This is a genomic window from Cohnella herbarum (assembly GCF_012849095.1).
Classification (GTDB): domain Bacteria; phylum Bacillota; class Bacilli; order Paenibacillales; family Paenibacillaceae; genus Cohnella; species Cohnella herbarum.
The window spans coordinates 5,208,381-5,234,589 of the sequence record NZ_CP051680.1 but is presented as its reverse complement, the minus strand read 5'-3'; the positions used below and the strand labels follow the sequence as shown (position 1 = coordinate 5,234,589).

The following is a 26,209-nucleotide window of genomic DNA, read 5'->3' as shown; positions in this document are numbered from 1 at the left end:
TGCCTTTGTAAAAAGTGCGGTTTGGTTAGATGTTGGGGCGACTTGACAGCCGGCCTTCCCGGGTAAATAATAACTCTATCATATTAATTCGGGGCTGGTGAATCCGCTTGCAAATCTTGATCGTAGAGGACGAAAAGCTCACGCGTGAGGGAATACAAAATATTCTGGAGGTAAAGTTGCCGCTTGAGAAGCATCAGATTTTAAGCGCCGTAAATGGAGCCGAAGGCATTGAGAAAGCGCTTGCAAGTAAGCCGGACATCATTATTACCGACATTAAAATGCCCGAGATGAACGGTATCGAGATGATCCGATTTTTGCATCGGAGCCTGCCGTCCTCCCATTTTATCATCGTCAGCTGCTACAGCGAGTTTCATTACGCCCAGACCGCTCTCAAGTATAAACGGGTCCACGATTATTTGCTGAAACCGATCAGCTGGAAGAGCCTCGTGGAGGTGATTCGCAACATCCAAGCGGAACTAAGCGACGCGGAAGCCTCTCGAGTTTTCCCCGATTCTATCGGTGTTTCGATATCCGACGAGAATAAGGAAGGAAATGCGATCGAGAAGGCCAAGCGAATGATTCACGACAATTACGGCCAAGACATTAACTTGCAGATCGTCGCGGAGCGTTTGTACCTGAACTCCAGTTATTTGAGCACAATCTTCAAGAGCGCCACGGGGCAAGGCTTTTCGGATTACTTGATCGAGGTTCGCATTAAACAATCCCAGCGGCTGCTGAAGGAAACGGAGCTGTATGTATATTCCATCGCTCAGATGGTTGGCTACAAAAGCGAAAAGCACTTTATTAATATTTTCAAGAAAAGGGTAGGCTGCTCGCCGAATAAATTCCGCAACGCCTAGCTCCCGTTCAAAGGAAAGGTCACCTCTACGGTCGTGCCTTTGCCTTGCGTGCTGCGAATTTGGATGCCGTAAGGCTCGCCGAAAGCCATTTTGATTCTTTTGTTGGTTTTGTACAACCCGATGCCGGAGCTGCGATCTTCGGACCGACTTTCATGGAGTCTTTTCCGAACGGTCTCCAGCTCTTGGGTGTTCATTCCGATCCCGTTATCCTCGATGACGAACGAAATCCGATCTTTATGCAAGATGGAATGGATGCTCACGACACCTTTTCTTCCTCCGCGAAAGCCGTGCACGATGCAGTTTTCGATCAGCGGCTGAATAGACAGCTTTAAGATCTTATGCGCGAGCGTTGCTTCCGCAAGCTCGAATACAAATTCGACATCGTTCAGCCGATGGCTCTGCAGCTTGACGTAGTTGCGGATATAATCGATTTCAGCCTTAGCAGGAACGATCCATTGATCGTTATGAACCGTGTATCTGAGCATTTCTCCCAGCATGCTCATCATCTCGCTGGCCTGATAGTCTCCGTTCATCACGGCGGTCATACCGATCATGTCCAATGTGTTATATAAAAAATGGGGATTGAGCTGATCCTGCAAAGCGGAAAGCTCCGCCTCCATCTTCAAAATCCGGAGCTCGTAATTTTCTCTGATCGTTCGATCGAGGTTCCGGATCATGGCGTTGAAGCTTTCGCCTAGAGCGCCAACCTCGTCCTCCGTATGCACCTTCACCTGAACCTTCAAATTTCCTGCGTCGGCCTGTCTCATGGACCGACTTAAGACGACAAGGGGCTTCGTCAGATATCTGGAGAAGAAAATCACGCCGAGCAAAAACAGCAGGAAAAATAAGCCGAACAGGAGAATGGCTTTGTTTTTCACTTTTTCCGATTCCGCTAGGAGCTCGTGGTAAGGAATGATATGAATGAGGCGCCAATTCGTGAATGACGAATGGCTGTAACTGACGAAATAGTCCGTTTTATCCACCAATACGTTTAGATATCCGTTTTCGGCATCGCCTGTCTTCTCCATAATTCCGCCATAAAAAAAAGTCTCTCTTTCCGTCAGAAGGTCCTGGGAAGGGTATACAAGGTTGCCTTGGCTATCGCCAATAATCATCTCGCTGCGGAGGGTATACTTCACGTCTTGCAGCGTATCCTGGAGCAGCTTCGTTTCCAGGTTGATGCAGATCAGGCCAAGCGATATCCCGTTATAATCCTTCAGATTGCGGATGAAAGATACGACGTGGGGCAAGTCGTGTCTATACGTCAGAATGTCCGGCTGGTGAGAGGGCAGTAGAATGAAATCCTGGCCGCTTTTATCCAGCGTCTCGCGCCAGTCCTGGACATACTCGACATAGTTTTCTTTGAGCGCCCCGTACTTTTGTTGATTAAACATGATGTTATTAGGGGTAACGACAAAAACGCCTTGAATATTCGGCTTGGTCCTGAAAGCCTCCGTGATAAACGCGTCGATCTTGCGCCGTTCGAACAGATCCGGAGCGTTATCGCTGTCTCGCGGGAACTTGAGAAGCACTTCGGTAATCTGATCGTTGTTCATAAACAGTTTAGTAATGCCATCGGCATCCATCATATATTGATCGATCGTTTTATTCAGCTGAGTGTTTAATTGCATCGTGTCCTTCACGGATTTTTCTTCAATAATTCGAATATAGCTGCCGTAAAAAAACGATCCGATTCCTGCACAAGGCAGAAGGATAAGCAGGATGTAGGTGATTATGATTTTCCTTTTGATGCTTAGTCGGGATAACTGCCTCTTCAGTTTATAGAAAAATAACGGGCTTGTCTGTCGTTGAGGTCTCATCGCTTGGCCCCTGTCTATGAGGAGAGTAGATATTCCGGCTACAGAAAAAAGGTTAGCTGCGGAATCGAACCAACCTTTTTTCTTGATTATAGCTTTCTTTGTCTACCGCGTGAATTGAACGTCGTCGAATTGACTGCTCGCGCCTCCCGTTATCAGACTGATATACCCCGACACGTAAGCGGAGTCCGTAATATCGAGAGCGGCAGTCTCGCTGTGATTGACGTACACTTTCAGATTGTCGTCCCGCAGAACGACTTCAAGCCGGAACGGATGGGAAGGATCGAGGCCCGTATCGTACGTCTGCAAATCTCCCGCTCCCGCCTTGTAGACGGCCAACTGTCCGTTTTTCCTCATGTAAACCAAATAACCGGAATCCAAATAATTATCGGCGGCGTTCGTCTTTCGTACGATTAACCCCACCCAATTCGTTGCGTTTCCGTTCTCGTTAACGATTCGCAGGGTTGCCTCAAGCTCTCCGTTCGAATACGTTTTTCCGGTAAGGGTCGACATTCCGTTTCCCGTATTTTCAGAGTAAACGCCAGAAACGATGCTCCACGGGGAGTAGCTTTGCGTCCACATTGTATCGTAGCCCGTTTCGAAATTGTCGAAAAAGTCGACTCCCGGCACCGAAATCTTGACATTGTCGAAATGCGCAAGTACGCCGCCCGATCGAAGACCAAGATAACCAGTGGTAAACAGATCGTCGGTGACCTCCAGTGCGGGGGTAAGGCCATGATTGACATAGACTCGGATCGTCGATCCGCTTGCCGCGACTTTAAGATGATTATATTCGGCCATCCATACGGGAAGCGAGACCGTGGCCAGATCCGATCCTGCCCGGTGAATAAACAATTGCCCGTTATGTCGTATTCCGATCAGATATCCGGTCGCTGAGTCTCCAGGGTTATGGCTTCTAATCTGGAAACCGGCCCAGTTGGAGGCATCACCGTTGGCATCCGGAATTTGGACGTCAGCACTAAATTCGAAATCTCTGTAGGCGTTGCCCTTCAGGCTCGAGACGGCGTTGTAAGTCGTCATGTCGCTTTGAACATACTGTTCGCCGTTCACGCTCCACGTGCCGACAGCATGGTGCCAACCGTTGTCGTTGCCTCGGGAAAAGTCATCCTCGAAAGTCGTCATGGTCAGATCTGAATCCGCGGAAACGATGTCGTCGAGAATCATTTTATGCGCATGGACGATATCCGAGCCGTCATGGGTGTAGTCGGTTCCGTTCGTCATGAGGCTATCGACGATTTTTTTGGCGAGTTGGGGCTTGGACGCGCTGAGAATCTTTAGCAGCTCGTAATCTTCTATGCCGTCGAGCTGCGCCTCATGGCGGATGCTGTCGTATACGCTCAGGTTGGCGACATCCGGATACACGATATGGGTGTCTCCCGGAGCCCAGTCCCATGAGCCGTCGGCGTTTTGCCAATTATCCAGAACGTTCGGCTTGGTATTCCAGTAGTTCCAGCCGTAATGCAGGAATCCCGTCGCCCCCGCTTTCCAATTGAACCAATGGATCAATCGCGTTTTGAGCAGGGCGTAATCCAAGAAACGATTCGGATATTGTCCTTGCGGTCCCACGCAAGTGTATGTCCAGATTTCCTTGCCCTCGGCGCGTCTGGCCGTATAGTATGCCATATTCTGATCCAGTACGTCCAACTGCGGAACGAAGGTCGTTAGGCGGTTTTCCAATCCGGCCTTGAATTCGTAGAAGGGTTCTCCCTTTCTTGCTCCGGGAACGTATTGATCGACCTTATCGTAAAACCAGTTGTCCGCGGCGATATGCTGAACCGTTGCCGGCTCGTCATGTCCGACAAGGTAATACATCTCGGTCCATCCTTTTTGGTCCAAATGGCTCTTAAGAGCCGGTAACAGCACTTCCAGCCACTGATTGGCTTCGGCGGAGCCGGCTGGAACCTCGCTCAAGGTCGGTACTCCGTTGGCCCGGGTAATGGTTTTGATGTAGCTTGGCCCTTCCCAGCCATCCTTTCTATCCAACATGTGCGCGTTCCATATATATTTCACGGTGCCTTCGTCGATGAACAGTTCGATGAAACGATCGAAATTCGTCCAATCGAACGTATGATGGCCTAGCGCATCGATGTCTAAGCCCCCGAGCATCAGAAAGCCCAGAACATCAACGTACAGGACGTTATTCCGATGTTTTTTGAAGTTCTTTGCTATGTTTTCGTAAATGGTCCACCAATCTTCGTCGAAGATTTCCACGCCGAATTGATAGGGAACCGATATTTGCGTCCCGGTGAAATCCCAGCCGACCGAAGTCAGCCAGTTATTGACCAGATAATCCGCCGAGGCCGTCTGGGGCAGCTCCACATCGTAGACGACCAGACTGACGTCGATCGGGACGTTCCCCGAATCCGTATTGACGACAACCGTTCCGGTATAGGTGCCGGGGGCCTGACCGGAATCGACGTATACGCTGTACCAGTAGGCGAGGGTAACATTCGCTTCCACATTGAAAGGCGCGTTGTCTACCAGAATGTCGGGGTATTCGTTCGCGTTCGGAGCAGGCGGCATTTCGATCTCGCCGCCGGAGTTGTGCAGCGTATACACATTTTTGACTCTTCTCACGCTGATGTTGCCGGTGGGAATCGTCGCCCCGTCGGGTCCCGTCAGCGAGTGAACCGTGACACTGACATTGTCCAGAGTGTGAGTTGAGCGAATCCCGATTTGCGCGGCTTCATTCTCGTTTTTGGCGGAAAAGAGCTCTATCGAGGTTCGGGGGTTAGCCGGAACCGGCGATGAGGAATAGACCTTGGTTGCGGAATTCTCTACCCATACCGTCAATGCATTTGAAGCATATGCTGGGGACGGATATTGAATGCTTAAGCATACCAACGATACGATCAATAACTTCTTCATAATTCGTTGTGACCATTTTCTCAAGCTGAGTCCTCCTCGTTTTCTAATGCCGGCGAATATGACCTAAAGAAAATTGAAAGGGTTTACATTTGGCCGCGCAAGGTAACTCTATCAAATGCACGCTTCTGTTGTCATTAGCACAACCGTTGTAAAAAGTGCGTTTTTCTTGGGTGATGAGGGGCTGAGGGTTAACGGGGGAAGAAGTTTGTAACCTTAAGCAAGGATTTTTCGGAACGGAAACCACTGAGCCAAGGTTGAAATTAATAGATGGTGGCCCCAACGGATCAATCTCGATAAAATGAGGGGGATAAGAATATGGCTGGACATGCAGGCGGAAATCTTGATAGAGCAGTGAAGTGACCGTCTCAAACGATACGTAGACCGTACCCTAAGTGATGGCAAGTTTCTCGTCATGTTCTTAATGAACTTGCAGTGTGCCTTGATACGAAATTCCCACAATCTACCGAAGCGGTTCTTGACCCGCGACGGGCAGCTTCCAACCTTTTCTCACAATGAAAGTAATCCCCAAATAGGCAATGATCAGAATCCATAATTGGTAAGCAATCGCGTTGATCTCTACGGCATAGGACCATCCAGCCCATTCCAAAATACCTGCCAGAATGCCAATTCCGCAACCTATGGAAAGAACGGCTAACGCCGCATGGATATAGCGGGAACGGTATAAAGCAACGGCTGTCAGGATCGCCCATATTCCCATGGTTAGGAAGCCAAGCGTTTCTCCGATTGTTACGCCCAGATACATATGAAGCATATTAAAGCTAGTCTCAATCGCCCATTGTTGATCCGCTGACAGACGATCCGTTCCGACATATTGGGCAGCCAAATAATCAACGGCGAACAACCACCTCGAGAAACCAAGAACATGAAAGACAGCGCTGGTAATGCCAATACCGGCCGCAGTTAGGCTCAAGCTTCGATTGGCATGGTTTGTAAGGCGGTATAGCGAGAGGGCAACCGGAATGATAAGCAGGCTCGATAAGACCATTCCTGCCCAATAAAGCTTTAATGTGATTCCGCCTTCGTCATATTGTTGCAGGATGACGGAGGTGGGCTCCCTCAAAATGTCGGGGTAATCGAAACGGCTAATAAGTCCCGACCATGAGATGACAATAAGCAGCGGCATGAGCAAAAGCAGTATCCCCATCATTCGCATTTCGTAACGGCTCATCATTTTGCACTCCTTGCAATATTTACTTTGATATAATCATCATAGGCATGAAAGCATCTGAATCCTATGATGCATAACGCAATAAAGTTATTCTGCGGCGAAGAGAAGGAGTGTAGATATGGGCCATGGCTTATCTGTCGGGATGATTCCCCCAATTCTGAGTTTCTTGGTAAGGCGAGGCTATGATTCGGAATCGTTCTGCCGATTCGCTTCGTTCGATACGAGAATCCTTCAAGAAGCGGAGGCTCGAATCCCGGAAGAGGAATTCGACCGACTGCTGGTTGCTGCTGCGGCTTTTACAAACGATAGTTGCTTTGGTCTGCATTTAGGACAATCCATCGAGTTGTCCAATCTCGGCATTCTTGGTTATGTACTCCTGAATTGCAACACGATTGGGGAAGCGCTGGCTGCTTATCGAACCTATAATATTATTCTGTGCAGCGGTATCGACATGGAGCCGGAGACGAATCATAGAGAGACGGTCATCGCATTTAAAGTTTGCGACTCTGCCAGGCAAGCATCCAGACAAGCGCTTGAAGGTATGATTAGCTCCTTATATACCATTCTTCTTAAATTGAGCTGTCGCAACATTACTCTTGGCAAGCTGCAACTGGCGCATGAAGCCTCGGAAGAAGAGCGTAACGCATACCAGAACATCTTCGGTATACATCCGGAATTTGGCGGCGAAAGTAATCTCCTGAGTCTGGAAAGCGAGGTTATGCAGTACCCCATCCTCTTTTCGAATCAGGAGTTGCTAAGTACGTTTGAGGCATATGCGGTAGAAGCGAGAAAGCAGTTGTTGTATGGCCGTTCCTTTGCGGATCAGGTGTACAAATGGATTGCGGGATGCATGCCCTCCAGGTTCCCGGATGTGACAGAAGCCGCGCAAAACTTCAATGTCAGCGTTCGAATGTTGCAAGTCAAATTGAAGCAAGAGGAAACGACGTACAACAGCTTGTTCAACAAGGCGCGCAAGGAATTTGCCGTTTACTACCTGAAGAGAACGCAGCTCGCAATTGGCGAAATCGCCTATTTGCTTCAATTTTCGGAGCCGAGTGCTTTCCAGAGCGCTTTTAAGAAATGGACCGGAATGCCGCCGGGAGAGTATAGGGAAACTTGCCGTTACAGACAGCGCGGTGAACCGTACCATATGCAGAATTCGGGGGGAGATACATGCTAATCGGAAGTCACGTATCCATGGGAGGCAAGGAGATGTTGCTCAAAGCCAGCAAAGAGGCTGCTTCTTATGGAGCGAATACATTCTTGATATACACCGGTGCTCCACAAAATACGAAAAGAAAACCGATCTCTGATTACAAGATTTCAGAGGGGCATGCGCATATGAAAGAGCAGGGAATCAGCAATATTGTTGTTCACGCTCCTTTCCTAATCAATCTTGCAAATTCCATGAACAATCAAGTATTCAGTCATAGCATTGCCTTTATGCGCGATGAAATGGAACGGACGGAAGCATTGGGTTCGGAACAGATTGTTATGCATCCCGGATCGCACGTTGGAGAAGGAGTAGGCAAGGGACTTAACATGATCATCAAGGGGCTTAATGAAGTTCTTACCCGGAATGAAAAGGTTCAAATCTCGTTAGAGACGATGGCAGGTAAAGGGACGGAATGTGGCGTTCGCTTTGAGGAACTGGCTCGCATTATAGATGGAGTAACGTACAATGAGAGTCTTTCGATCTGCCTGGACACTTGCCACGTTCATGATGCTGGATACGATATTGTCCATGACTTTGACGGCGTGCTTGATCAGTTCGATCGCATCATTGGGCTTAATCGGTTAAAGGTGCTTCACATTAATGATTCCAAGAACGAACGCGGCTCCCGTAAAGATCGACACGAGAATATCGGACATGGATTTATAGGTCTGCATGCCTTGGACTATATTGTTCACCATCCTCAACTTTCTAATCTCCCCAAACTGCTTGAAACCCCATCTATTGGACCTATTAAATACAAAAACCCTCCGTATAAACATGAAATTGCTTTACTTAGAAGAGAATTAACAGAACCCATAGAAAAGTAAGACTTTGTAAGAAATCAAACATAGGCAACCATCCGCATGAATTCTTCCGTATCCAATCGTCTATATCCCTACTAGCTTCATACCTATTATAAGACGGTTGGGAAGGAGTGCATGTCGGATGTCGGAATGGGTTCGTTACAAACATGCACCGATTTCTCTTATACATTCGAACAATTCTCGCTCATTATTGAGCAATTATTGGATCAGCTGTCTATTCCACAGTTTATTTTGTACTGTCACGATTATGGCGGTCCCGTCGGATTTCGGTTGGCCGTCAGGCACCCTCTTCGCGTCCGAAGCTTTATCATTCAAAATTCCGTTGTGAACTTCGAGGGATTGGGAACGCCATTTGATGTATTCAAAGCGCTCTGGGAGCACCCGGATGCCCGAACGCAGCAGGAATTCGCAGCCACCGTAACCTCTTTCGACTTCACCAAGAAGCAGTACTTTACCGGAGCATGCTATCCCGAAAGGGTTAGTCCCGATGGACCCTACATGGATCAAATGTTTCTGAATCGCCCCGGCAATCGGGAAATACAAGTTGCTCTTGGCTACGACTATCGCAAGAATGTGGAGCAGTATCCTATCTGGCAGCAAATAGGCTTATCTTTATAAGATCGACTTGTGTATGCTTAAGTGGATATATATAGCACAACAACTATCAAAAAAATAAAATCGATGTAATCTATATTTTTATTCAGGAGCGGTGCAAATGAATGAATATATACAGCAGATAATTGATTGGATAGAAGAAAATTTAAAAAATGAATTTTCGCTAGAGGGCTTAGCTAGCTATATGGGATATTCCCCTTATTATTGTTCTTTTAAATTTCATCAGGCAACGGGTATAAGCATTAGACGCTACATTCTTCTTAGAAGGTTGTATTTATCTACGGGTGATTTAGCAAATAATCGGAAGATAATCGATATTGCCTTTGATTATAGGTATTCATCGCAAGAAGCCTATAGCAGGGCTTTTAAAACAGTTTTTGGCGTTAGTCCAAGAGAATTTCAACTCAAAAAAATGCCTGTTCAGTCATTTGCTAAGCTCACTCTTAATCAGAGAGAGGATGGTTGCAGAATGAATATATCTAGAGAAACCGAGGTTGAACAATTAAAAAATAGGAATCGAGAATTGTTTGACCAAGATGTACTGAACATATTAAATGGTCAAATCATGTATGAGGAATTTAAGAATAAAAAGCTTATGGGAGATTCTGATTATGTACCGTTCAATGAAGCAATGTGTGCAAAAGCGACTACGGTACCTATTTTTGATTATGCGTTTATTCAAAAGAGAGCATCAGAACATAATGAGTCTGTAGAAAATTACAGCAATATGGTAATAAAGCCCTTAGATAGTTTGTTTAAGAAAAACTATAACTATATTGTTTTATGGTTTGGGGAAGACATGTTTTGTCAGATGAATCTTCTGACTATCCTTGCCTATCTTGAACAGTCTCAGTATAAAGGTAAAGTGTTTGTTAATAGCTTTAGAGAGGATGAATTTAAAGTAAGCCAAACTGAGCTTAGTTTAGGTAGCTATTATTCCGTCTATGAAGAAGTATTAGTCAATCATATGAAGCCAACAAAAGAACTACTTCCAATGATGTACCAGGCAATAGAGTTATTTTTAGAAATGCAGACAGAAAATAATGCCGTTATCAAATACATTTCCAAAAATAAACATCTACCTACATCCGAATTGCTTAAGCGGTTATTCGAGATTTTCCCAACAGTAGGATATGGAGATTTACAATATATTGAACTCATTGATAAAACGAAGTGAGTAAATAACAGTGTAAATATTGTTTACAGCATGGAGAAGCGATTGAATGACATACAACCAAGCCGCCGATTACTTCGGCGGCTAAATCATTTAAGGCGACGGGTCAATGCCCAGAATAGAAGAGCCGAAGCGCTGACAATTGCACCTAACAAGCACACTCCGTTCCAGCCTGAGTAAGCATAAATATGGGTAGATGCGATTGACCCGGTGGCGCTGCCAATGGAATAGAAAATCATGTAACCGGCAGTAAGCCTACTGCGTGCCTCAGGGCGCAAAGTAAGGATCATGCTCATATTGGTGACATGTACGGCTTGTACTGCCAGGTCAAGAAGGACAATACCGACGATTAATGCGAGAAGCGAATGCTGAGTATAACTTATTGGCACCCATGATATAAGCAACAGAATCAATGCCACGCCCGTGGTTCTTTGCCCTAAACCTCGATCGGCAAGACGACCTGCACGCGCCGCGGCTAACGCACCGGCAACTCCGGCGAGACCAAACGCTCCAATCGCAGTATGTGAAAGAGAAAGCGGCGGAGCGCTGAGAGGCAGCACTAGAGGAGTCCATAATATACTGAAGGCGGTAAAAATCATCAGACATAGTACAGCTCGGATTCGCAGGATTCGTTCTTGCGCGTACAACGTGAACAGAGAACGAAGAAGCTGAAGGTAGGATAATGATTCTCTCTTGTGCTCGGAATGCGGCAGTACCCTAAACAATACACATGCCACGATTAGCGTTAATACCGCAGAGACAAGGTAGACAGAACGCCAACCGGCTAAATCCATTAATATGCCGGCAAAAGTTCGCGCCAGTAGAATACCCATTACGATTCCGCTTGTCACAACACCCACGGTACGCCCGCGTTCGGCTGGGGCAGCCAAAGTTGCCGCGAACGCAACGAGCGTCTGCGTCACTACGGCAAGCAATCCAACCGAGGCTATGCCCATGAATAACACCATGCTGGTGGGAGCGGAACCAACCGCAATCAGAGCCAAGACGGATACTAGCATCTGTCCAGCGATCAGCCAACGTCGATTTAATAAGTCGCCAAGGGGCACAAGCAATAGCAGTCCCAGTGCGTAACAAACTTGAGTGATCGTAATGACGATGCCGACGGATGAATGAGTAATACCGAACTCGTTCGAAATAGCGTCCAGCAAGGGTTGCGCGTAATAGATGTTGGCGACCGCCAGTCCGCAGGCGATAGCAAATAGGAGTGCCACATTGCGAGTCATTAATAAAGCCTCCTTAAATTAAATACCGATTGGTATGAAATATTGCCTGATAAATATAACTCCAGAAAAAGATAACTGTCAAGAAACAACTGTAAAGGGTAGACGAATAGAGCAGATAAGCTCAATCTAATTGACAGGGCAATCTTCACAACATACAATTATAATATACCGTTCGATATGGAAAGAGGGGGTCACAATGGCTCGACCGCGCGAATTTGATGAGGAAAAGGCATTGGATGCAGCTATGCAACTATTTTGGGAAAAAGGGTTCGAAGCTACCTCATTAAGCGACTTGACATCAAGAATGGGCATTCAGCGTCCAAGCATATACTCCGCCTTTGGAGACAAAAAGGGATTATTCGAAGCTGCGTTGCGAAAATACACGAGTTCTCATGCCGCCTATATTCGCGCCAATCTTCAAAACAATTCTTCCGTTAAAGAGGCATTCCGTGCCTTTTTTGAAAATATGGTGGCGAAAGAATATGGAAAAAGTCCGAACTGGGGATGTTTTTGCATCAATTCGATGGTGGAACTTGCTCCTCATGACGAGAAATTCGAAATCCTAACAAGAGAACATCAGATGTATCTCTCCGTAATATTCCAAGAAACGATCGAACGAGGTTTGCGCTCAGGCGAGCTGGATACGGGTATTAACGCGAAGGGTTTAGCACAGACGCTTGTCATATCGTTAATAGGACTTACCGTGATCTTGAAATCTCGTCCTGAACGATCATTTGTTGATAATTTCGTAAAAGAAATTCTTACATTGCTTAAGTAGTTTGGGGCTATTTTAGGGTTGGAAGGAAGGTCTTTGCGTGGCAAAAAAGAAAACAGCGAAAAGAATCAATAAGATTCTTCTGACTGCTATAGGCGGAGTTGTGCTTATTTTAGGTGTTTTGGCGGGTTATGTTTACTTCTTCATGCTTGAAAAACCCGCCGAACCGGATAAATGGGCTGCTGCGGAGCGCTATGTCTGGAATAAAATCAAGTTTGACCCGGATGCGCAAGTTATTTCTGCCGATGGTTCGGATTACTATTTACTTGCCAATAAGGGAGCGGCTGCCGAAGATAAATTGATCATTTATTTTTCCGGGGGCGGCGTGGCCTGGGATGCGGCGACTGCCGCGCAGCCGATCAGTCTGAGCAATGTAATGAAGAACGGCGAGATCAAATATTATTTTCCGAACATTCCGTTCTTTAAAGTCAGTACGCTTGGCGGCCTGTTGAAAAATAATAACCCCGACAATCCGTTCAAGGATTGGAATATTGTATATATCCCATATTCTACTGGTGATCTGCATATCGGGAATGCATCCAAGGAATATACGGACGCCAAAGGCAAGCCGTTTACAATGCGTTACAACGGTCAAGCCAATACGCGCGCAGCATTGGAATGGATTGCAAACCATTTCGCCGCGCCGGAAAAGATCCTCGTTGCCGGAGAAAGCGCCGGAGGATTCGGAGCTGCTTTCTGGGCGCCCGAGATTGCGAAACGCTACCCGGATGCCCGCATTTATCAATATTCGGACGGCTCCTACTTAAATGCCGACCGCTGGCCGGATATTATCGACAACGAATGGAAGGCCGACTTTGCGGCAACCTTCGGTTATGAAGTCCACGGCGATTTGATTTCGTCCGTATTCGCTGCGAACCGCAAGCTGCTCCCGGGCAACGCGATACTTTTGCAGTCCAATACGCTTTATGACGAGCTGCTGTTCGACTTCGAAAAGGATCTGAATGGCGACGGTTCGGACGATGAAGAATATGTGCATCGCTGGTCGGCCCGCATGCTGCAATCTACCGGAGAGCTAAGCGAAGATTTGCCAGGCTACTATTATTACATCACGGATTACGGTCTTAACGGGAAGACGGGCAGAACGCCGCATACGCTCTCCCCATCAAATCATTTCTACAAAGCCGAACAGGACGGGGTGAAGCTGATGAAGTGGCTGGACGATGCCGTGAATAAGGATGAGTATTACTCCGTGGGGCGGCAATTTGTAGACGTGGTCGTAAAATAGGATTCCCCTAGAAGTTCCTTCGCTTGATAACTGTTTGGCGAAAGTTCTTTTTCAACAAAAGCGTTGATTTCCGGTTTTTCAATATCATACATAACTTCAATTTCTTTAGAAAACAACAGCTTTTCTTTTTCAAGCAAGTTAGAAAGGGAGGGTTGTTGTTTTGGGCGTATTTCATCCGTATTTAGAATTTGCTGTAGGCCCTCGACATAGGACTCGAATGGACGACTGCCTACGATTTTCAAGCCTTTGTTTTCCTCGTTGATCATAATGATCGTCGGGAAACCTCTAACGCCAAGGCTTCTAGCGAGAGTAAAGTCTTCATTCAATAATTGTTGACCGGTTTGTTGTTCGGCATCTTTTACAATAGCTTCTCCATCAAGTCCAAGCTGATTTACGATGTCTATCATGATCGATTCATCGGCGATATTTCGATTAAACGCGAACAGAGCTTCTCGTGATCGTCTTAAGTAATCATAGGCTAATGCATCGTTGCAGCGTTGTTGAATCACTTTAAATACACGAGAAGGCGGGTAAGAGGATTGAACGGGATCGTTGAGCATCAGTGAACCGTCAATGGGCATACGCGAATATTCTCCAACCTCTCTCCAGTGGCCGAAGACGTCAGCAGGTCCCGATATTCCGTTACGTGGGTCGACAGGCTCGTCGCCCCATTTTTCCAGCAGTCCGCCCATTACCGTATGGAAGTTAAAATAATGTCCATACTGCTCCTTAAATCGCCTAAGAACAGGATCAAGCGCCCAGCAATGAGAGCAAATCGGATCCGTTACATAATAAACTTCAATGGATTTTCGGGGTTGATTAAAATCGATCATCTCTATTTCTTCTTCCCCAGCTACTCCGCATACGCCTGTCTCTAAATCACAAACCATATGATTATCGTTCGCCATTCGTATCTCCCCATCGCTTTGTTTTATAATCCTATTCTAGGGATATAAAATCTATCGGAACACCAACAGATCATTTCATTTGTCGTGTATGCAACGCATTGATACAATTGTTTAAAAAGTGGGAGGGACATGATATGACTCAATCAAAGACGGATCCCCGAATTATACGAACTCGTAAGTCAATCATGGACTCTTTTATTGAACTCTCCGGTAAAAAAGAATTCAAGGATATTACCGTTAAAGATATTACAACGGAGGCTAATATTAATCGTGCAACTTTCTATTATCACTTTGAAGATATATACGACTTGTTGGACAAATCATTATCGGAAGTTTTATTGATTAATTTGAATACCATAGACTTCGAGAAAAGCGAGCTAAACGAAGCATCGATTATGGATATCTTCGTGGCCATAACGGACTTTCAAGGAGAGTTATCCAGTCGGTGCCATAGAGGATACGATGAGACCATAGCCCGTATTATTAGGGAACAACTTGAAATCATTTTCTATGGAATGTTGCGAAAACAACATACAACGGAAGTGGATGGATCTCTAAAAATTACAGCTGTCATTTTAAGTTGGGGAGTTTATGGTGCTTCCGTGGAGTGGAGGAGAAATCGTAAGGAATTATCGCCGGAACAATTTATCAAGTCGGCCATTCCTTTTCTGATGTCCGGGATTGAACGCGTTGTAGGGCGAAATGATAACGTAGCCGCTACGGAGACTGATGTTTCCAACCTAGCACAGGAATTTACGATTTAGCGTCGAAATTACTCCTAATTGCTCATTTTCTGTCTGAATTATGGAGGGCTAGCGATGATTGCCGCAACAAAGATGCACATCCCTTATGTACGTCATGCCTTGGTTGCCCGCTCGAATCTGCTTCGTCTGCTTGATGAGGGCATGGACGCGAAGCTGACGCACTTATTCGCTCCATCCGGCTATGGGAAAACGACGGCGTTAAGCGAATGGGCCAAACAAAGCGGCAAGCTTGTTGCTTGGGTATCGCTCAGCAAGCAGGACGACGATTGGATTACCTACTGGAGCATCATCCTTGCTTCGATACAGAATCGCGTCGACGGCTTTGGCTTGACCGTTTGGCCGCTGCTGGCGGAGGGGCCCTCCGCATCCTTTGAATCCATGGAGCCGGCAATGACTGCGCTGTTGAACGAGCTAAATCGTCTGCCGGGCGAGCTGGTCATCATGTTGGACGATTATCACCTGGTGACAATGCCGACAATCCAGAAGTCGATGAGCTACTTGCTCGAATACCTTCCGGATCAGATTCACTTCTATATCGCAAGCCGTAACGACCTTCCCTTCCCGATAGCAAGATTGTTCGCAAAAGGCCAGATGCGGCGGATTACGATTGAGCATTTACGGTTCCAGCCAGAGGAAGTCTACGATTTCTTCCGAGAGACAACCGATTTGAGTCTGTCGGTGGAGCAGTTCAATATTCTATACAACCAAACCGAAGGTTGGATTAGCGGCTTGCGGCTTGCGGCCCTCTCGCTGAAACAAAGCCGCAATGTGGCGGAATCGATCCGTCAATTCAGCGGCCATCAGCAGCACATTTCCGATTACTTGTTGGAGGAAGTCATCCGCGATCTGCCGGAGGCGATGTATGATTTTTTGTTGCAAACCTCCGTGTTAAGCCAGATGAATTATGCATTGTGCGAGGCGGTGACCGGTCAAGCGAGAGGTCAGCAACAGTTGGAACAACTGGAACAGCTTCAGCTATTCATTATTCCGCTGGACGATCAACGTAATTGGTATCGCTATCACCATCTGCTGTCCGATTTCCTCCAGTCCATGCTCGCTCGAACGGCGCCTCAGTTGTGGGTACGGGCGAATGTGCGCGCCGCGCAATGGCTCGAGGATAACGGGTTCATCGTAGAAGCGGTAGAGCATTATCAGGCGGGCCGGCAGTATGAAGATGTCGTTCGCCTGATTGAAGCGCATCTGCACGAACTTCTTGGTGGCAAGAACACCGTCGTTGCGCGTTGGGTGATGCAAGTGCCCGAGCAATATGTAGCAAGCCGACCGCTTGTCGAGCTTTTTTGTTTGTTCGTGATGGTCGGCGTACGGCAGTTTCATCGCATCCCGGATCGAACGGAACGGCTTCGGATCCGTTTCGAGGCGATGAAGGATCACATGGAAGCCGATGTATGGCGCGCGATAATGGGAGATATCTATTATTTCTGCGGTGTTGCTGCCTTTGTTAGAAGAGACCTCTCAGGCACGGCTGACTATTTTATCCTTGGAGATAGGTTTGCACCCGAGCAAAGCTTTTTTATTCAAGGCGGCAACAATAAGCATAATGCGATCGATGAGTTTGACGATCATCTATGCTTTATTAACGATTATCATGATGCGGCACTATTTTTTGTCAAGATGTTAGCGTATTGGCAGGATCGCGTGAACCATCCGTATGCGACGCCGATGTATGCTTCCTATGCAAAAGTATTGTATGAGTGGAATCGGCTGGAGGAAGCGGAGGAATGGCTAAATCGGATTTTGCGCGCTGACGGCTTCGAGCCGGTTCCTCGCAATCGGTATCAGCTCTTTGTGGCTGCTTCGAGAATTCAGCAAGCCAAGGGGAATTCTCGAGAGGCCATGGCGCTGCTAGAACAAATTAAACTGAAGATCGATTCGCCCGACTATGAAATCTTCATACGTAGAATAGAAGCGGAACAAGCGAGCTTGGCGGTGCTTCAAGGCGACATGGAGTCGGCTCGTCGGTGGTTGTCGCGGTGCGGACAGTCGCATTTGGACGAAGTAACGCTGGACCGAGTTTCCGAACAATTGGCGTTCGTTCGCGTGCTGTCCGCATGCGGGCAATTCGAATCGGCGCTCTCTCTCGCAGAGCGATTGTATCATCTGTTGACGAAGGAAGACCGTCTGCGGGATCGCATACGCATTTTGATTCTGCAAAGCATGACTTTGTATCGTAGCGGGCGAATCGAGCCGGCGCTTGCGAAGCTGGACACGGCATTGCGTCTTGCCGAACCTCAGGGGTTTATTCGCAGTTTCGCGGACGAAGGCTTGGCGATGGCAGAGCTGTTGTCTACGTATGTTCAAACGTATGAAGACTATGGTGCGGGATGGACGGATGTATCAAGTTATGCGCATCTCGTGCTGCAAGCGTTCCAAGTTTATCCTTTACATCCGCGAATTAAGATCCGATGTTTTGGGCGGTTGCGCATAGAGACGGAGAATGGCGCCGGAATCAAGTGGCGGACATCCAAAACCGAAGAGTTGATGGCCTTTCTCATTCACCATCGCGGCGAGGCGGTGAGCAGGGACCGGATTCTCGACGCTTTGTGGGGAGAGGTAAATGTAAGCCAGGCAGGCGCTCAGCTGAATACAACGACTTATTATTTGCGAAAGGTTTTAAGCCAGATCGGACTTAACGGTATCGTTCAACATGCGGAAGGCGGTTACCGAATCGATATAAGCCAATTGAACTGTGATCTCGATGAGTGGAATCGATTGCTGTCCGAGCAAGAGCGGATCGATGACATCAAGTTGCGTGACTACGCCGATGAGCTAATTCAATTATATGGAGAGGGTTATCTGGCAGGCGCTTCATATGAATGGGCAGAGCCGACGCGAATTCGCCTGGAGGGCGAGTATGTCGCGATGTTAGTTCGCCTTCATGAACGTCAGGAGAAGAAGGGGCAATATGATGCCGCTGCGGGACTGCTACGGAAGGCGCTTGTACATGATCCGCTAAACGAGTCCATTCATGAACGGCTCATTCGCGTGCTGGTTTTGGCGGATGACCGTATTTCGGCGATCAAGCAATATGAGGCGTTGAGGATGATGTTGTTGTCCGAGTTCGGGATGGTGCCGAAGGAAGCGGTCAGGAGATTGTTGGATATGAAATGACGGTTATAAGCATCATGGAGTGCTAGATTTCTTAGTAAGAAGAGTGTATCTCAACGTCAATAAAGTTGACGAAGGGATACCTCTTTTTTTGCATTTACACGGTCGATGATCGAATTGTTTAGACTTTGTTTAGCCTGCTTGTGATAACTTGTAGAAAAGTGTAGAAAATTGCGGGAGGGAACGTATCTTGTATAAACGAATACTAAGTGTATGGCTAACAATATGTATACTTGTATCCTTAGTACCATCTCAAATCCTGGCTGCTAACGCACCCGGAGCAGTATCCCAGCAAGCGTCTCCGAATCTTTCTTCTTCGACAATCAATTGGCATGACCTGTCGCAAGAAGGATCGGTAGTCGCTATGAACAACCCTGATGAACAACAGAAACCTCAACGATCTTTTAAAGATATTAAAACAACAGACTGGTTCTACGATGCCGTCGCCTATGTCCAACAAAATGGAATATTCAGCGGTACGGATAACGATAGCTTCTCGCCCGGCGGTACAATGACTCGCGCGATGTACGTAACTGTACTGGGGCGTATGGCGGGAGTCGATGTAAGCAAATATACAACTTCCGCATTTGCTGATGTGCAGTCAGACGCTTATTACGCGCCTTATGTGCAATGGGCAGTTGAAAAAGGCATTACAAAGGGTAAGGGCAATCATAAATTTTCACCAGACGCCGCTATAACAAGAGAACAAATGGCAACGCTGACTTTGGGCTTTTTTGAAAGTTATAAAATCCCATACCAGACGAACGTCAGCCTAACCTCTAAACCAAAAGACTTATCCGATATTTCTCCATGGGCGGTCGATGCGATCGTCAAGCTGTGGCAGGCAGGTTTGCTTACCGGCGATGCCAAAGGTAATTTCAATCCGCGCTCCCAAGCAACTCGAGCTGAGGCAGCTATGTTCAGCATGCGAAGCAATCAGGTTGTGAAGGCGGGGGCGAACCCCAATCCAACGAATCCAACTACCGAACCGTCGAAACCAACGACTGGAGGCGGCAGCTCGAGCACCAATCCCCCTAGTTCTCCTAACCCTGGAAACTCTCTTAACACTTATACCATTACGTTCGAGACGAATGGCGGATCGACGATTCCTAGCCTTTCGCTACAACAAGGCAAACGGCTGAATAATCTTCCGGTGCCATTAAAGGTAGGGGCTATTTTCCAAGGCTGGTATAAAGATAGCGGCCTTACCCAAGTATTGCTCAATGATGATGTCGTTAGCGGCAATATGACGCTGTATGCCAAATATATTGATAGCGTCGAAGAGGCTGTGCAAAGTATTCCGAGCATAACGGTGCTGGATCAAGCGCCTAGCTTCAAGATTAAGGTGACCGATACTACAGGCAGCTTGACGGCAGAGCAAGTGAAAGCGGGAATAAAGTTCGAATCTCCGGCTAACCCGCAATTTGCCGGTATTGAAGTCACAGGCTCCAATGGTCAATTTACTGTAGCTGCTAAAGGCGGCGCGTTTGAAGAAGGCAACACCTACCGACTAACTTTAACGGACACCAAGCTTTTTTTTGAAGGACAAGACCAAACGACCACGATCTATGTTTTCAGTATTGCGAAACAAGAGGTCGTTCAGCTCCCGCTTAATGCAGGCATGATCTATATACCGTTTTCGAGCATATCGAACATGACTCGCGATGGTTCGCTTGTTGCATCTACTTCGATTTCGGTAATCGCTGCGAGCGTTGGTAATAATGGAACCGATCTAGGATCCGCTAATGTGACAAACGGTACTTTCACATATACTGCCAGCCCGAGCACTGGCAGCCCAAGCATTCAAGTTGGCGATACCGTCGCTTTGTATGAGGGAACTCGGCCTGATGAGCGGACTGCCGATACAAGCGATGCCAATAACGGCGATGTAGCCTATGTACAGATCACGGCGATAGACGGAGACACGTACACCTATACCAATGCGGATGCGAAGAACGTGTTGGTGAAACCTGACGTTCTGCCGGTTAGTATTCACGCGGATACCGATGGGAATGCGACGACGATCACTGTAAACCATATAGCGATGAACTTCCAGGACAGCAAGTATGCGCCGTTAGGGCTTAATGAGCTTACGGTTGTCAACGTGGGCGACTTTATCGCTTTCTACGATGGCGAATTCGGCAGCGAATCCACTTTCAAGGGATACGGACTGATTACGTCCATTACCTCAGAAGACGGAATGGATGTCATCGAGTATTCGGTTGCAACGCAGGAGCAAATAACGGGAGCCCTTGATTTCTATCAAAAACAACAGATCGATGGAGATCAATTATTGTCGGAAGCCGATGTTGCTAGCTTAGAAGGACAAATCAAGCAGCAAGCGGTAGAAAGCGGGTTTGTGCAAGAAGCTGCCGATTATCTGTCGGCGGTGGCGCTGCAAACCGATGCGTTCAAGCAACGTTACGAAGTGCATGCGCTAGGGGCTCCGGCAGTTAAGGTTAGCGTGGAAAATTTGACCGTCGTACCTTCCATAAGCGATAAGCTGAAGCATTTCCCTGGATATACGGGCGCAAGTGTTACACTCCAAGTAAAGGCCGATATTGTCATTGATACAGACGATGGAAATGATGATGCCATCGTAATCCATTTGACGAGTACATTCGTCGAAGAATTGCGGTTTGAACTTGGAATCAATGGGGACACCCAAATCCAGTGGTATTGGTTTATCCCTATTATTAAGGACTATATCATTACAGCTAATTTGGATGCCTACACGTATACGGGGATCACGGTAACTGCCGAGATCGGCACCATGGCAAAGGAAAAGCTGAAGGATTCGTTGGTCGACTGGGCCGATGCGGAGGACGTAGAAAACATCGCTACGCAAATCCAAGCGCTTCTGGATGGCGTGGGCGATTCAGGTGCAATAACCGCGGATACATTGAGGAGCAAGTATCAAGAAATACTTGAGAACGAGACGGAATGGGTTCCGCTATTAAGCAAAGAACTGGTTAAAAAAAGCGCCAGAGTTTGCATCGGGATCATTGAGATCGAATTTACAGTCAACTTAGTCATAAGCATGAATCCGAATCTTACTGTAGGTATTGATTTCAATTATAAGAGTGCTAAGCGTTATTCGGTGACTGTACGGGTTCTAAGCGGATCAGGCAGCAGCGACACCGTAAGTTTATCAGGAGATGGCGAGTATCAGTTTAAGTTTTATGTCCTTGGCACTTTAGGGTTGCGAGCAGGTATTCAGGTGGAGCTTAAAGCAGGTATTCTAAGCGTGGATCTGAACAGTATCGGGTTCGAGGTAGAAGCGGGTCCTTATTTGAAATTATGGGGATATTTCTACTACGAGCTGACGAATTCGTCCGCCGGCAAGAAATCCAAGTCTCTCGGAGCCTTGTTTATGGAGATGGGTATTTATTTGGAATCCGCGTTCGTCGCACAGGTGGGGGATGGTTGGCTCTCGGCCGAAGTCCCGATCTATGAAAATGAATGGCCGCTTTATAGCGTTGGGGCACAGGATAATGTCTACGACTTTGTATACCCGCAGGATGATAAGCTTGGAGTGAATCTACTAGGCAAGGTAACATCCGTCCAATTGCCGGACAAGTTTTTCACGATGAATGTGATGGATATGAAGACAGGAGAGACGAGTGAAAAGCTGTTTGATCAATCGAAATTCACAGTCGAGGTGGATAGCCCTGACTTCGTGTACGATCCTAGCACCAAGAAATTGAAGCTTAAAAACTCGAACACGTTGGGAACCACCAGTAATCTGACAATTACATGGAAGAGTGCGCCTTTAGCATTTACTTCTGCTCAAATTAAGCGCACGATTCCATTGTCTTTCTCAGCAGCTACATTTGATTGGGGATTACAACTGTATTTTAACAACGGTGACATGCCTTTATCGATCGTCGCGCAATATAACGCCAAAATTACGGTTCCTGCCGATCCCGTACGCACTGGGTATAAGTTTGCAGGTTGGTATGACGATCCTCAGGGCGGCTCGATATATACGATTCCTGACCGTATGCCGGCGGTTTTCAAGACCCTCCATGCCCGCTGGACGCCGAACACGGATACGCCGTATAAAATCGAGCATTATTTGATAGATTCGAACGATTATTCTGCTACCCTTGCGGATACAGAGAAGTTGACGGGTATAACCGGAACTGAGATTATACACACTTCCAACAAATACGTGAACCAAGGTTATTTACCGCAAACGGCACCAAGAGGAGTGTACATTAACGGGAGCGGCTTGACAGTCGTTAAGCTTTATTACCAGCGTGCAACTAGAACGATTACTTTCAAGTCGGGTTACGGGGATCAATCTGTTGTACGCTCGCTAACTTTGCCAATCGGGAAAAACATGACATGGACGCCTGTAGTGACAAGACCAGGGTATACGTTCACCGGATGGTCGCCATCCGTTCCGAGCACAGTGCCGAATCAAGACACAACGTATACGGCGACGTGGACGGCCAAGAGCGATACGCCTTACAAAATCGTACATTTGCTACAGGATATTTCGACGGGTGCCATCGGACCTTCGACCTTAGCAAACTCTTATACTGTCGTCTATGAGGAAAATAAAAAGGGTACTACGGATGCCGCGACGATCACGGCATCTACCGAGAAGAGTTACGAAGGGTTTACCTACGACAGCAACGCTCCCGGCACACTTCTATCGAGTACGATAGCAGGTGATGGAACGACTGTTCTAAGACTGTACTACAAACGTAACTCGTATCCAGTGACCTATGATTTAAACGGAGGGAAAGTCTTAGACGACTCTGGACCTGTAGTATACACCATTCCATATGGCGGAAGAGTCATGCAGCCCTATGTGACGAATGGAACTGCTACATTCGGCGGATGGACACCATCTAAGCCGGCAACAATGACCATGCCGGCGCACGCTCTAAATTTCAAAGCTGAATGGGAAACGGGTACTTATGTGGTGACCCATATAAGACAAGATCTAACTGGTGGATATACGATAACCGAATCTGAGACGTTAGAGGGTCCAACCAACAATGAAGTCACAGCAACGCCAAAGAGTTACGCAGGCTTTACGTTTGACAGCAGCGTGCTGGGTACAGTTGCAACAGGAATCATTAAGGGGCCGAATGATAGCCCGCCTCAACTGAAGCTGTACTACAAACGGGCTAAGTTCAAGGAAATATATGATGCGAATGGCGGCGAATTCGGTACGACGACAGATGGTGTTGTATTGGTTTCGTACGGTGCATCCCTGTCCTCCGCAACCGAGCCGCAAGTAACAAAGGCTGGCTATATATTCAAGGGTTGGACACCGTCTAAGGCAAGTACAATGCCAGCTCATGATGTCACCTATACGGCTCAGTGGGAGCTTGGCTCGACGGTCTCTAGTGTAAGCATCAACAGTTCTGAGCCTGAGGTTGGCAATACTCTTACCGCGAATGTGGTCATGAGCGATAGCGGCTCGGCAGGCAGCCGAGTGACCTACCAATGGCAGGTAGAAACAGCAGCAGGAAGCGGAACGTATCAGAATGCCACAGGTACTGGCAACACAACAGCCAGCTACACGGTTGCGGCAGTCGACGCGGGTAAGAAGCTGCGAGTTGTTGTTACGGGTGTAGGTGAAGTATCAGGAACGGCAACAAGCGCAGCAACAAGTGCAGTGCCCGTTCCTGTTACGGGCGTAACCGTAGACAATGTAAATCCGACCATTGGCGATATCCTGGTTGCTAGCGTAGCCATGGGCGATGGTAATCCGGCAGGCAGCCGCGTTACGTATCAATGGAAAGTAGAAACGGCAGTAGGAAGCGGATCGTATCTAAGTGCAACAGGTACTGGAAACACAACAGCCAGCTACACGGTTGCAGCAGCAGATGTAGGCAAGAAACTGCAAGTTGTGGTTGCGGGCGTAAGCCCGGTTATTGGCACGCAAACAGCAACAACAAGCGCAGTAGTCGTTAAGGTATCTAGTGTAAGCATCGATAACGTTACACCTTCAGTTGGTGATACCCTTACTGCCAATGCGGTCATGAGCGATAGCGGCGCAGCAGGTAGCCGAGTGACCTACCAATGGCAGGTAGAAACAGCAGCAGGAAGCGGAACGTATCAGAATGCCACAGGTACTGGCAGCACAACAGCCAGTTACACGGTTGCAGCAGTAGACGCGGGTAAGAAGCTGCAAGTTGTGGTTACGGGCGTAAGTCCGGTGACGGGAACGCAAAGCGCATCAACGGGTGCAGGAACCGTAAGCATTACTTCGGTTACTATAGACAATCCAGATCCTAGCGTGGGTACTACCATTAATGCGAATGTAACGTTGAATGATGGTAACCCGGCAGGCAGTCGCGTTGCGTATCAGTGGCAAGTGGAAGCGGAAAGCGAAACGTATCAGAATGCAACGGGTGCTGGCAACACAACCGCAGCTTACACAATTCCGTCAGCAGATGCAGGTAAGAAACTGCGTGTTGTTGTTACAGGCGTAAGCCCGGCGGTTGGCACGCTAACAAGTACAGCAACGAATGCCGTGCTAACTTCTCCAGCCATTTCATTTATCGCCGATGCTACGGCAGCAGGAATAGCGAATGTCGTAAAAGTATCTGACACAGAAGTAACCCTATCAAGCGCAGCTACGTTGACGGGCAATCTGACAATCCCGGCAGGAGTAACGCTTACCGTTAATGGTACATTTACGGTGAATGCCGGCAAAACGCTTACCGTTGACGGCACACTGAAAGCTTCTAGCACAGCTTTTACGAACAACGGTACCGTTGCGATCGGTAGCAGCGGGACGGTTGCCATTAATGGTCAAGTGAGCAGTAAGGGCACATGGACCAACAATGGCACGGTTAACGTACCGCAAGGCGGCGTATTTAAAGCTGAGTTGTTTTCGACACTGTCAGGATCAGGCATCACGAATGTTTCTGGAAGATTCGAGACCGATAATGCTACTGTAAGTATTACGGGCAGTATTATAGTATCTTCTGCTGCTGTGTTTAATAAAAACCTGCTAGAATTGTTCGGTACTACGGGGAGTATCTCATTAACCAATGGCTCAAGCGTGACAGTGACGTACAGCAATGGCGCGGTGGTGTATACGTTGAATGGTATGGGGACGGTAAGGACGCCGCAATTCAAAGTAAATGCAAACGAGCAGTATGTTGTTGCAACTGGCGCTACGCTTGACGTATATACAGGCATGTCGTTTACGGTCAATGCGAACGGAGCAGTGATCAATAACGGTACAGTTACCAATCACGGCATAATCACGAATAACGGTACATTTGATTCGACTGGCGGCACATTTATCAACAACGGTACAGTTAATGGTACGATTACAGGTGTCTGAGCAGCGTATTAGGTAGCAACAAGAACTGAGTTCTGCAACTTAGAGAACTCAGTTCTTTGAGTTTTCAAGAGTTCGGCACCCAGTCCCGATTAAAACCTGGAACTATCAATGGTTAGGTAAAAATCCTAACTGAGTAAAGAGGCCTATTTCTGGGGTGCTTCTCTTTCAATACGTTGTTGGTAGAATGGCGATAACTTCATCTCAATGTGCGCACCAACAGCGAACAGGGCAATCGCCCGAA

15 protein-coding genes are annotated in these 26,209 nt (G+C 47.4%); 10 read left to right on the top strand and 5 right to left on the bottom strand.

Annotation, left to right across the window (positions count from 1 at the left end; all coding sequences use genetic code 11):
• Positions 1–107: 107 nt before the first annotated feature.
• Positions 108–860 carry a response regulator transcription factor gene (locus HH215_RS22390; RefSeq protein ID WP_169281920.1) on the top strand — a complete coding sequence of 251 codons (753 nt, stop codon included), beginning with the start codon at positions 108–110 and terminating at the stop codon, positions 858–860.
• On the opposite strand, the gene HH215_RS22385 is transcribed toward HH215_RS22390, so the two are convergent.
• The 3 genes from HH215_RS22385 to HH215_RS22375 all read right to left on the bottom strand — a co-directional run bounded on the left by HH215_RS22385 (position 857) and on the right by HH215_RS22375 (position 6,758).
• Entirely contained in the window at positions 857–2,680 is a 1,824-nt protein-coding gene (locus HH215_RS22385; protein ID WP_169281919.1) for a cache domain-containing sensor histidine kinase, read from the bottom strand. The genes HH215_RS22390 and HH215_RS22385 overlap by 4 nt on opposite strands.
• 102 nt (positions 2,681–2,782) lie before the next feature.
• Positions 2,783–5,590 (bottom strand): glycoside hydrolase domain-containing protein, encoded by a 2,808-nt coding sequence (locus tag HH215_RS22380; protein ID WP_169281918.1) that lies wholly within the window; start codon positions 5,588–5,590, stop codon positions 2,783–2,785.
• A 436-nt stretch (positions 5,591–6,026) separates the two neighbouring features.
• On the bottom strand, positions 6,027–6,758 hold the full coding sequence (locus HH215_RS22375) for a DUF4386 domain-containing protein (RefSeq protein ID WP_169281917.1): 732 nt from the start codon (positions 6,756–6,758) through the stop codon (positions 6,027–6,029).
• A 115-nt stretch (positions 6,759–6,873) separates the two neighbouring features.
• Here HH215_RS22375 and HH215_RS22370 point away from each other — a divergent pair, with 115 nt between their 5' ends.
• From HH215_RS22370 to HH215_RS22355, 4 genes are all read left to right on the top strand, one after another.
• Positions 6,874–7,935: an AraC family transcriptional regulator gene (locus HH215_RS22370; protein ID WP_169281916.1), complete on the top strand. Its 1,062-nt coding sequence runs from the start codon at positions 6,874–6,876 to the stop codon at positions 7,933–7,935.
• Complete coding sequence (locus HH215_RS22365) at positions 7,929–8,798, top strand: deoxyribonuclease IV (RefSeq protein WP_169281915.1); 870 nt, start codon at positions 7,929–7,931, stop codon at positions 8,796–8,798. Before HH215_RS22370 ends, HH215_RS22365 begins: the two co-directional genes overlap by 7 nt.
• Before the next feature lie 111 nt (positions 8,799–8,909).
• On the top strand, positions 8,910–9,413 hold the full coding sequence (locus HH215_RS22360) for an alpha/beta fold hydrolase (RefSeq protein WP_169281914.1): 504 nt from the start codon (positions 8,910–8,912) through the stop codon (positions 9,411–9,413).
• A 97-nt stretch (positions 9,414–9,510) separates the two neighbouring features.
• The gene (locus HH215_RS22355; protein WP_169281913.1) at positions 9,511–10,587 is read left to right on the top strand and encodes a helix-turn-helix transcriptional regulator; all 1,077 of its coding nucleotides are present in this window, start codon (positions 9,511–9,513) and stop codon (positions 10,585–10,587) included.
• Between the two features lie 86 nt (positions 10,588–10,673).
• Here the strand turns inward: HH215_RS22355 and HH215_RS22350 are convergent, their stop codons facing one another.
• Complete coding sequence (locus tag HH215_RS22350) at positions 10,674–11,828, bottom strand: MFS transporter (protein WP_169281912.1); 1,155 nt, start codon at positions 11,826–11,828, stop codon at positions 10,674–10,676.
• Positions 11,829–12,024: 196 nt separating this feature from the next.
• On the opposite strand from HH215_RS22350, the gene HH215_RS22345 reads away from it, so the two are divergent.
• Both HH215_RS22345 and HH215_RS22340 read left to right on the top strand, forming a co-directional pair.
• On the top strand, positions 12,025–12,606 hold the full coding sequence (locus tag HH215_RS22345; protein WP_169281911.1) for a TetR/AcrR family transcriptional regulator: 582 nt from the start codon (positions 12,025–12,027) through the stop codon (positions 12,604–12,606).
• 37 nt (positions 12,607–12,643) lie between these two features.
• Positions 12,644–13,849 carry a pectin acetylesterase-family hydrolase gene (locus tag HH215_RS22340; protein WP_169281910.1) on the top strand — a complete coding sequence of 402 codons (1,206 nt, stop codon included), beginning with the start codon at positions 12,644–12,646 and terminating at the stop codon, positions 13,847–13,849.
• Here the strand turns inward: HH215_RS22340 and HH215_RS22335 are convergent.
• Positions 13,807–14,757, bottom strand: a complete 951-nt coding sequence (locus tag HH215_RS22335) for a DsbA family protein (RefSeq protein ID WP_169281909.1) — start codon at positions 14,755–14,757, stop codon at positions 13,807–13,809. The genes HH215_RS22340 and HH215_RS22335 overlap by 43 nt on opposite strands.
• Before the next feature lie 134 nt (positions 14,758–14,891).
• On the opposite strand from HH215_RS22335, the gene HH215_RS22330 reads away from it, so the two are divergent.
• The 3 genes from HH215_RS22330 (at position 14,892) to HH215_RS22320 (ending at position 25,968) form a co-directional block, all read left to right on the top strand.
• Positions 14,892–15,521: a TetR/AcrR family transcriptional regulator gene (locus HH215_RS22330; protein ID WP_169281908.1), complete on the top strand. Its 630-nt coding sequence runs from the start codon at positions 14,892–14,894 to the stop codon at positions 15,519–15,521.
• A gap of 54 nt (positions 15,522–15,575) precedes the next feature.
• Complete coding sequence (locus HH215_RS22325) at positions 15,576–18,650, top strand: AfsR/SARP family transcriptional regulator (protein WP_169281907.1); 3,075 nt, start codon at positions 15,576–15,578, stop codon at positions 18,648–18,650.
• A gap of 361 nt (positions 18,651–19,011) precedes the next feature.
• Positions 19,012–25,968: an InlB B-repeat-containing protein gene (locus HH215_RS22320; RefSeq protein WP_169281906.1), complete on the top strand. Its 6,957-nt coding sequence runs from the start codon at positions 19,012–19,014 to the stop codon at positions 25,966–25,968.
• Positions 25,969–26,209: the final 241 nt, after the last annotated feature.

Coding starts and splice junctions, on each gene's coding strand:
- HH215_RS22385 (WP_169281919.1), bottom strand. CDS start 2,680: ATGAGACCTCAACGACAGACAAGCCCGTTATTTTTCTATAAACTGAAG.
- HH215_RS22375 (WP_169281917.1), bottom strand. CDS start 6,758: ATGATGAGCCGTTACGAAATGCGAATGATGGGGATACTGCTTTTGCTC.
- HH215_RS22370 (WP_169281916.1), top strand. CDS start 6,874: ATGGGCCATGGCTTATCTGTCGGGATGATTCCCCCAATTCTGAGTTTC.
- HH215_RS22365 (WP_169281915.1), top strand. CDS start 7,929: ATGCTAATCGGAAGTCACGTATCCATGGGAGGCAAGGAGATGTTGCTC.
- HH215_RS22360 (WP_169281914.1), top strand. CDS start 8,910: ATGTCGGATGTCGGAATGGGTTCGTTACAAACATGCACCGATTTCTCT.
- HH215_RS22355 (WP_169281913.1), top strand. CDS start 9,511: ATGAATGAATATATACAGCAGATAATTGATTGGATAGAAGAAAATTTA.
- HH215_RS22350 (WP_169281912.1), bottom strand. CDS start 11,828: ATGACTCGCAATGTGGCACTCCTATTTGCTATCGCCTGCGGACTGGCG.
- HH215_RS22345 (WP_169281911.1), top strand. CDS start 12,025: ATGGCTCGACCGCGCGAATTTGATGAGGAAAAGGCATTGGATGCAGCT.
- HH215_RS22335 (WP_169281909.1), bottom strand. CDS start 14,757: ATGGCGAACGATAATCATATGGTTTGTGATTTAGAGACAGGCGTATGC.
- HH215_RS22330 (WP_169281908.1), top strand. CDS start 14,892: ATGACTCAATCAAAGACGGATCCCCGAATTATACGAACTCGTAAGTCA.
- HH215_RS22325 (WP_169281907.1), top strand. CDS start 15,576: ATGATTGCCGCAACAAAGATGCACATCCCTTATGTACGTCATGCCTTG.
- HH215_RS22320 (WP_169281906.1), top strand. CDS start 19,012: ATGAACAACCCTGATGAACAACAGAAACCTCAACGATCTTTTAAAGAT.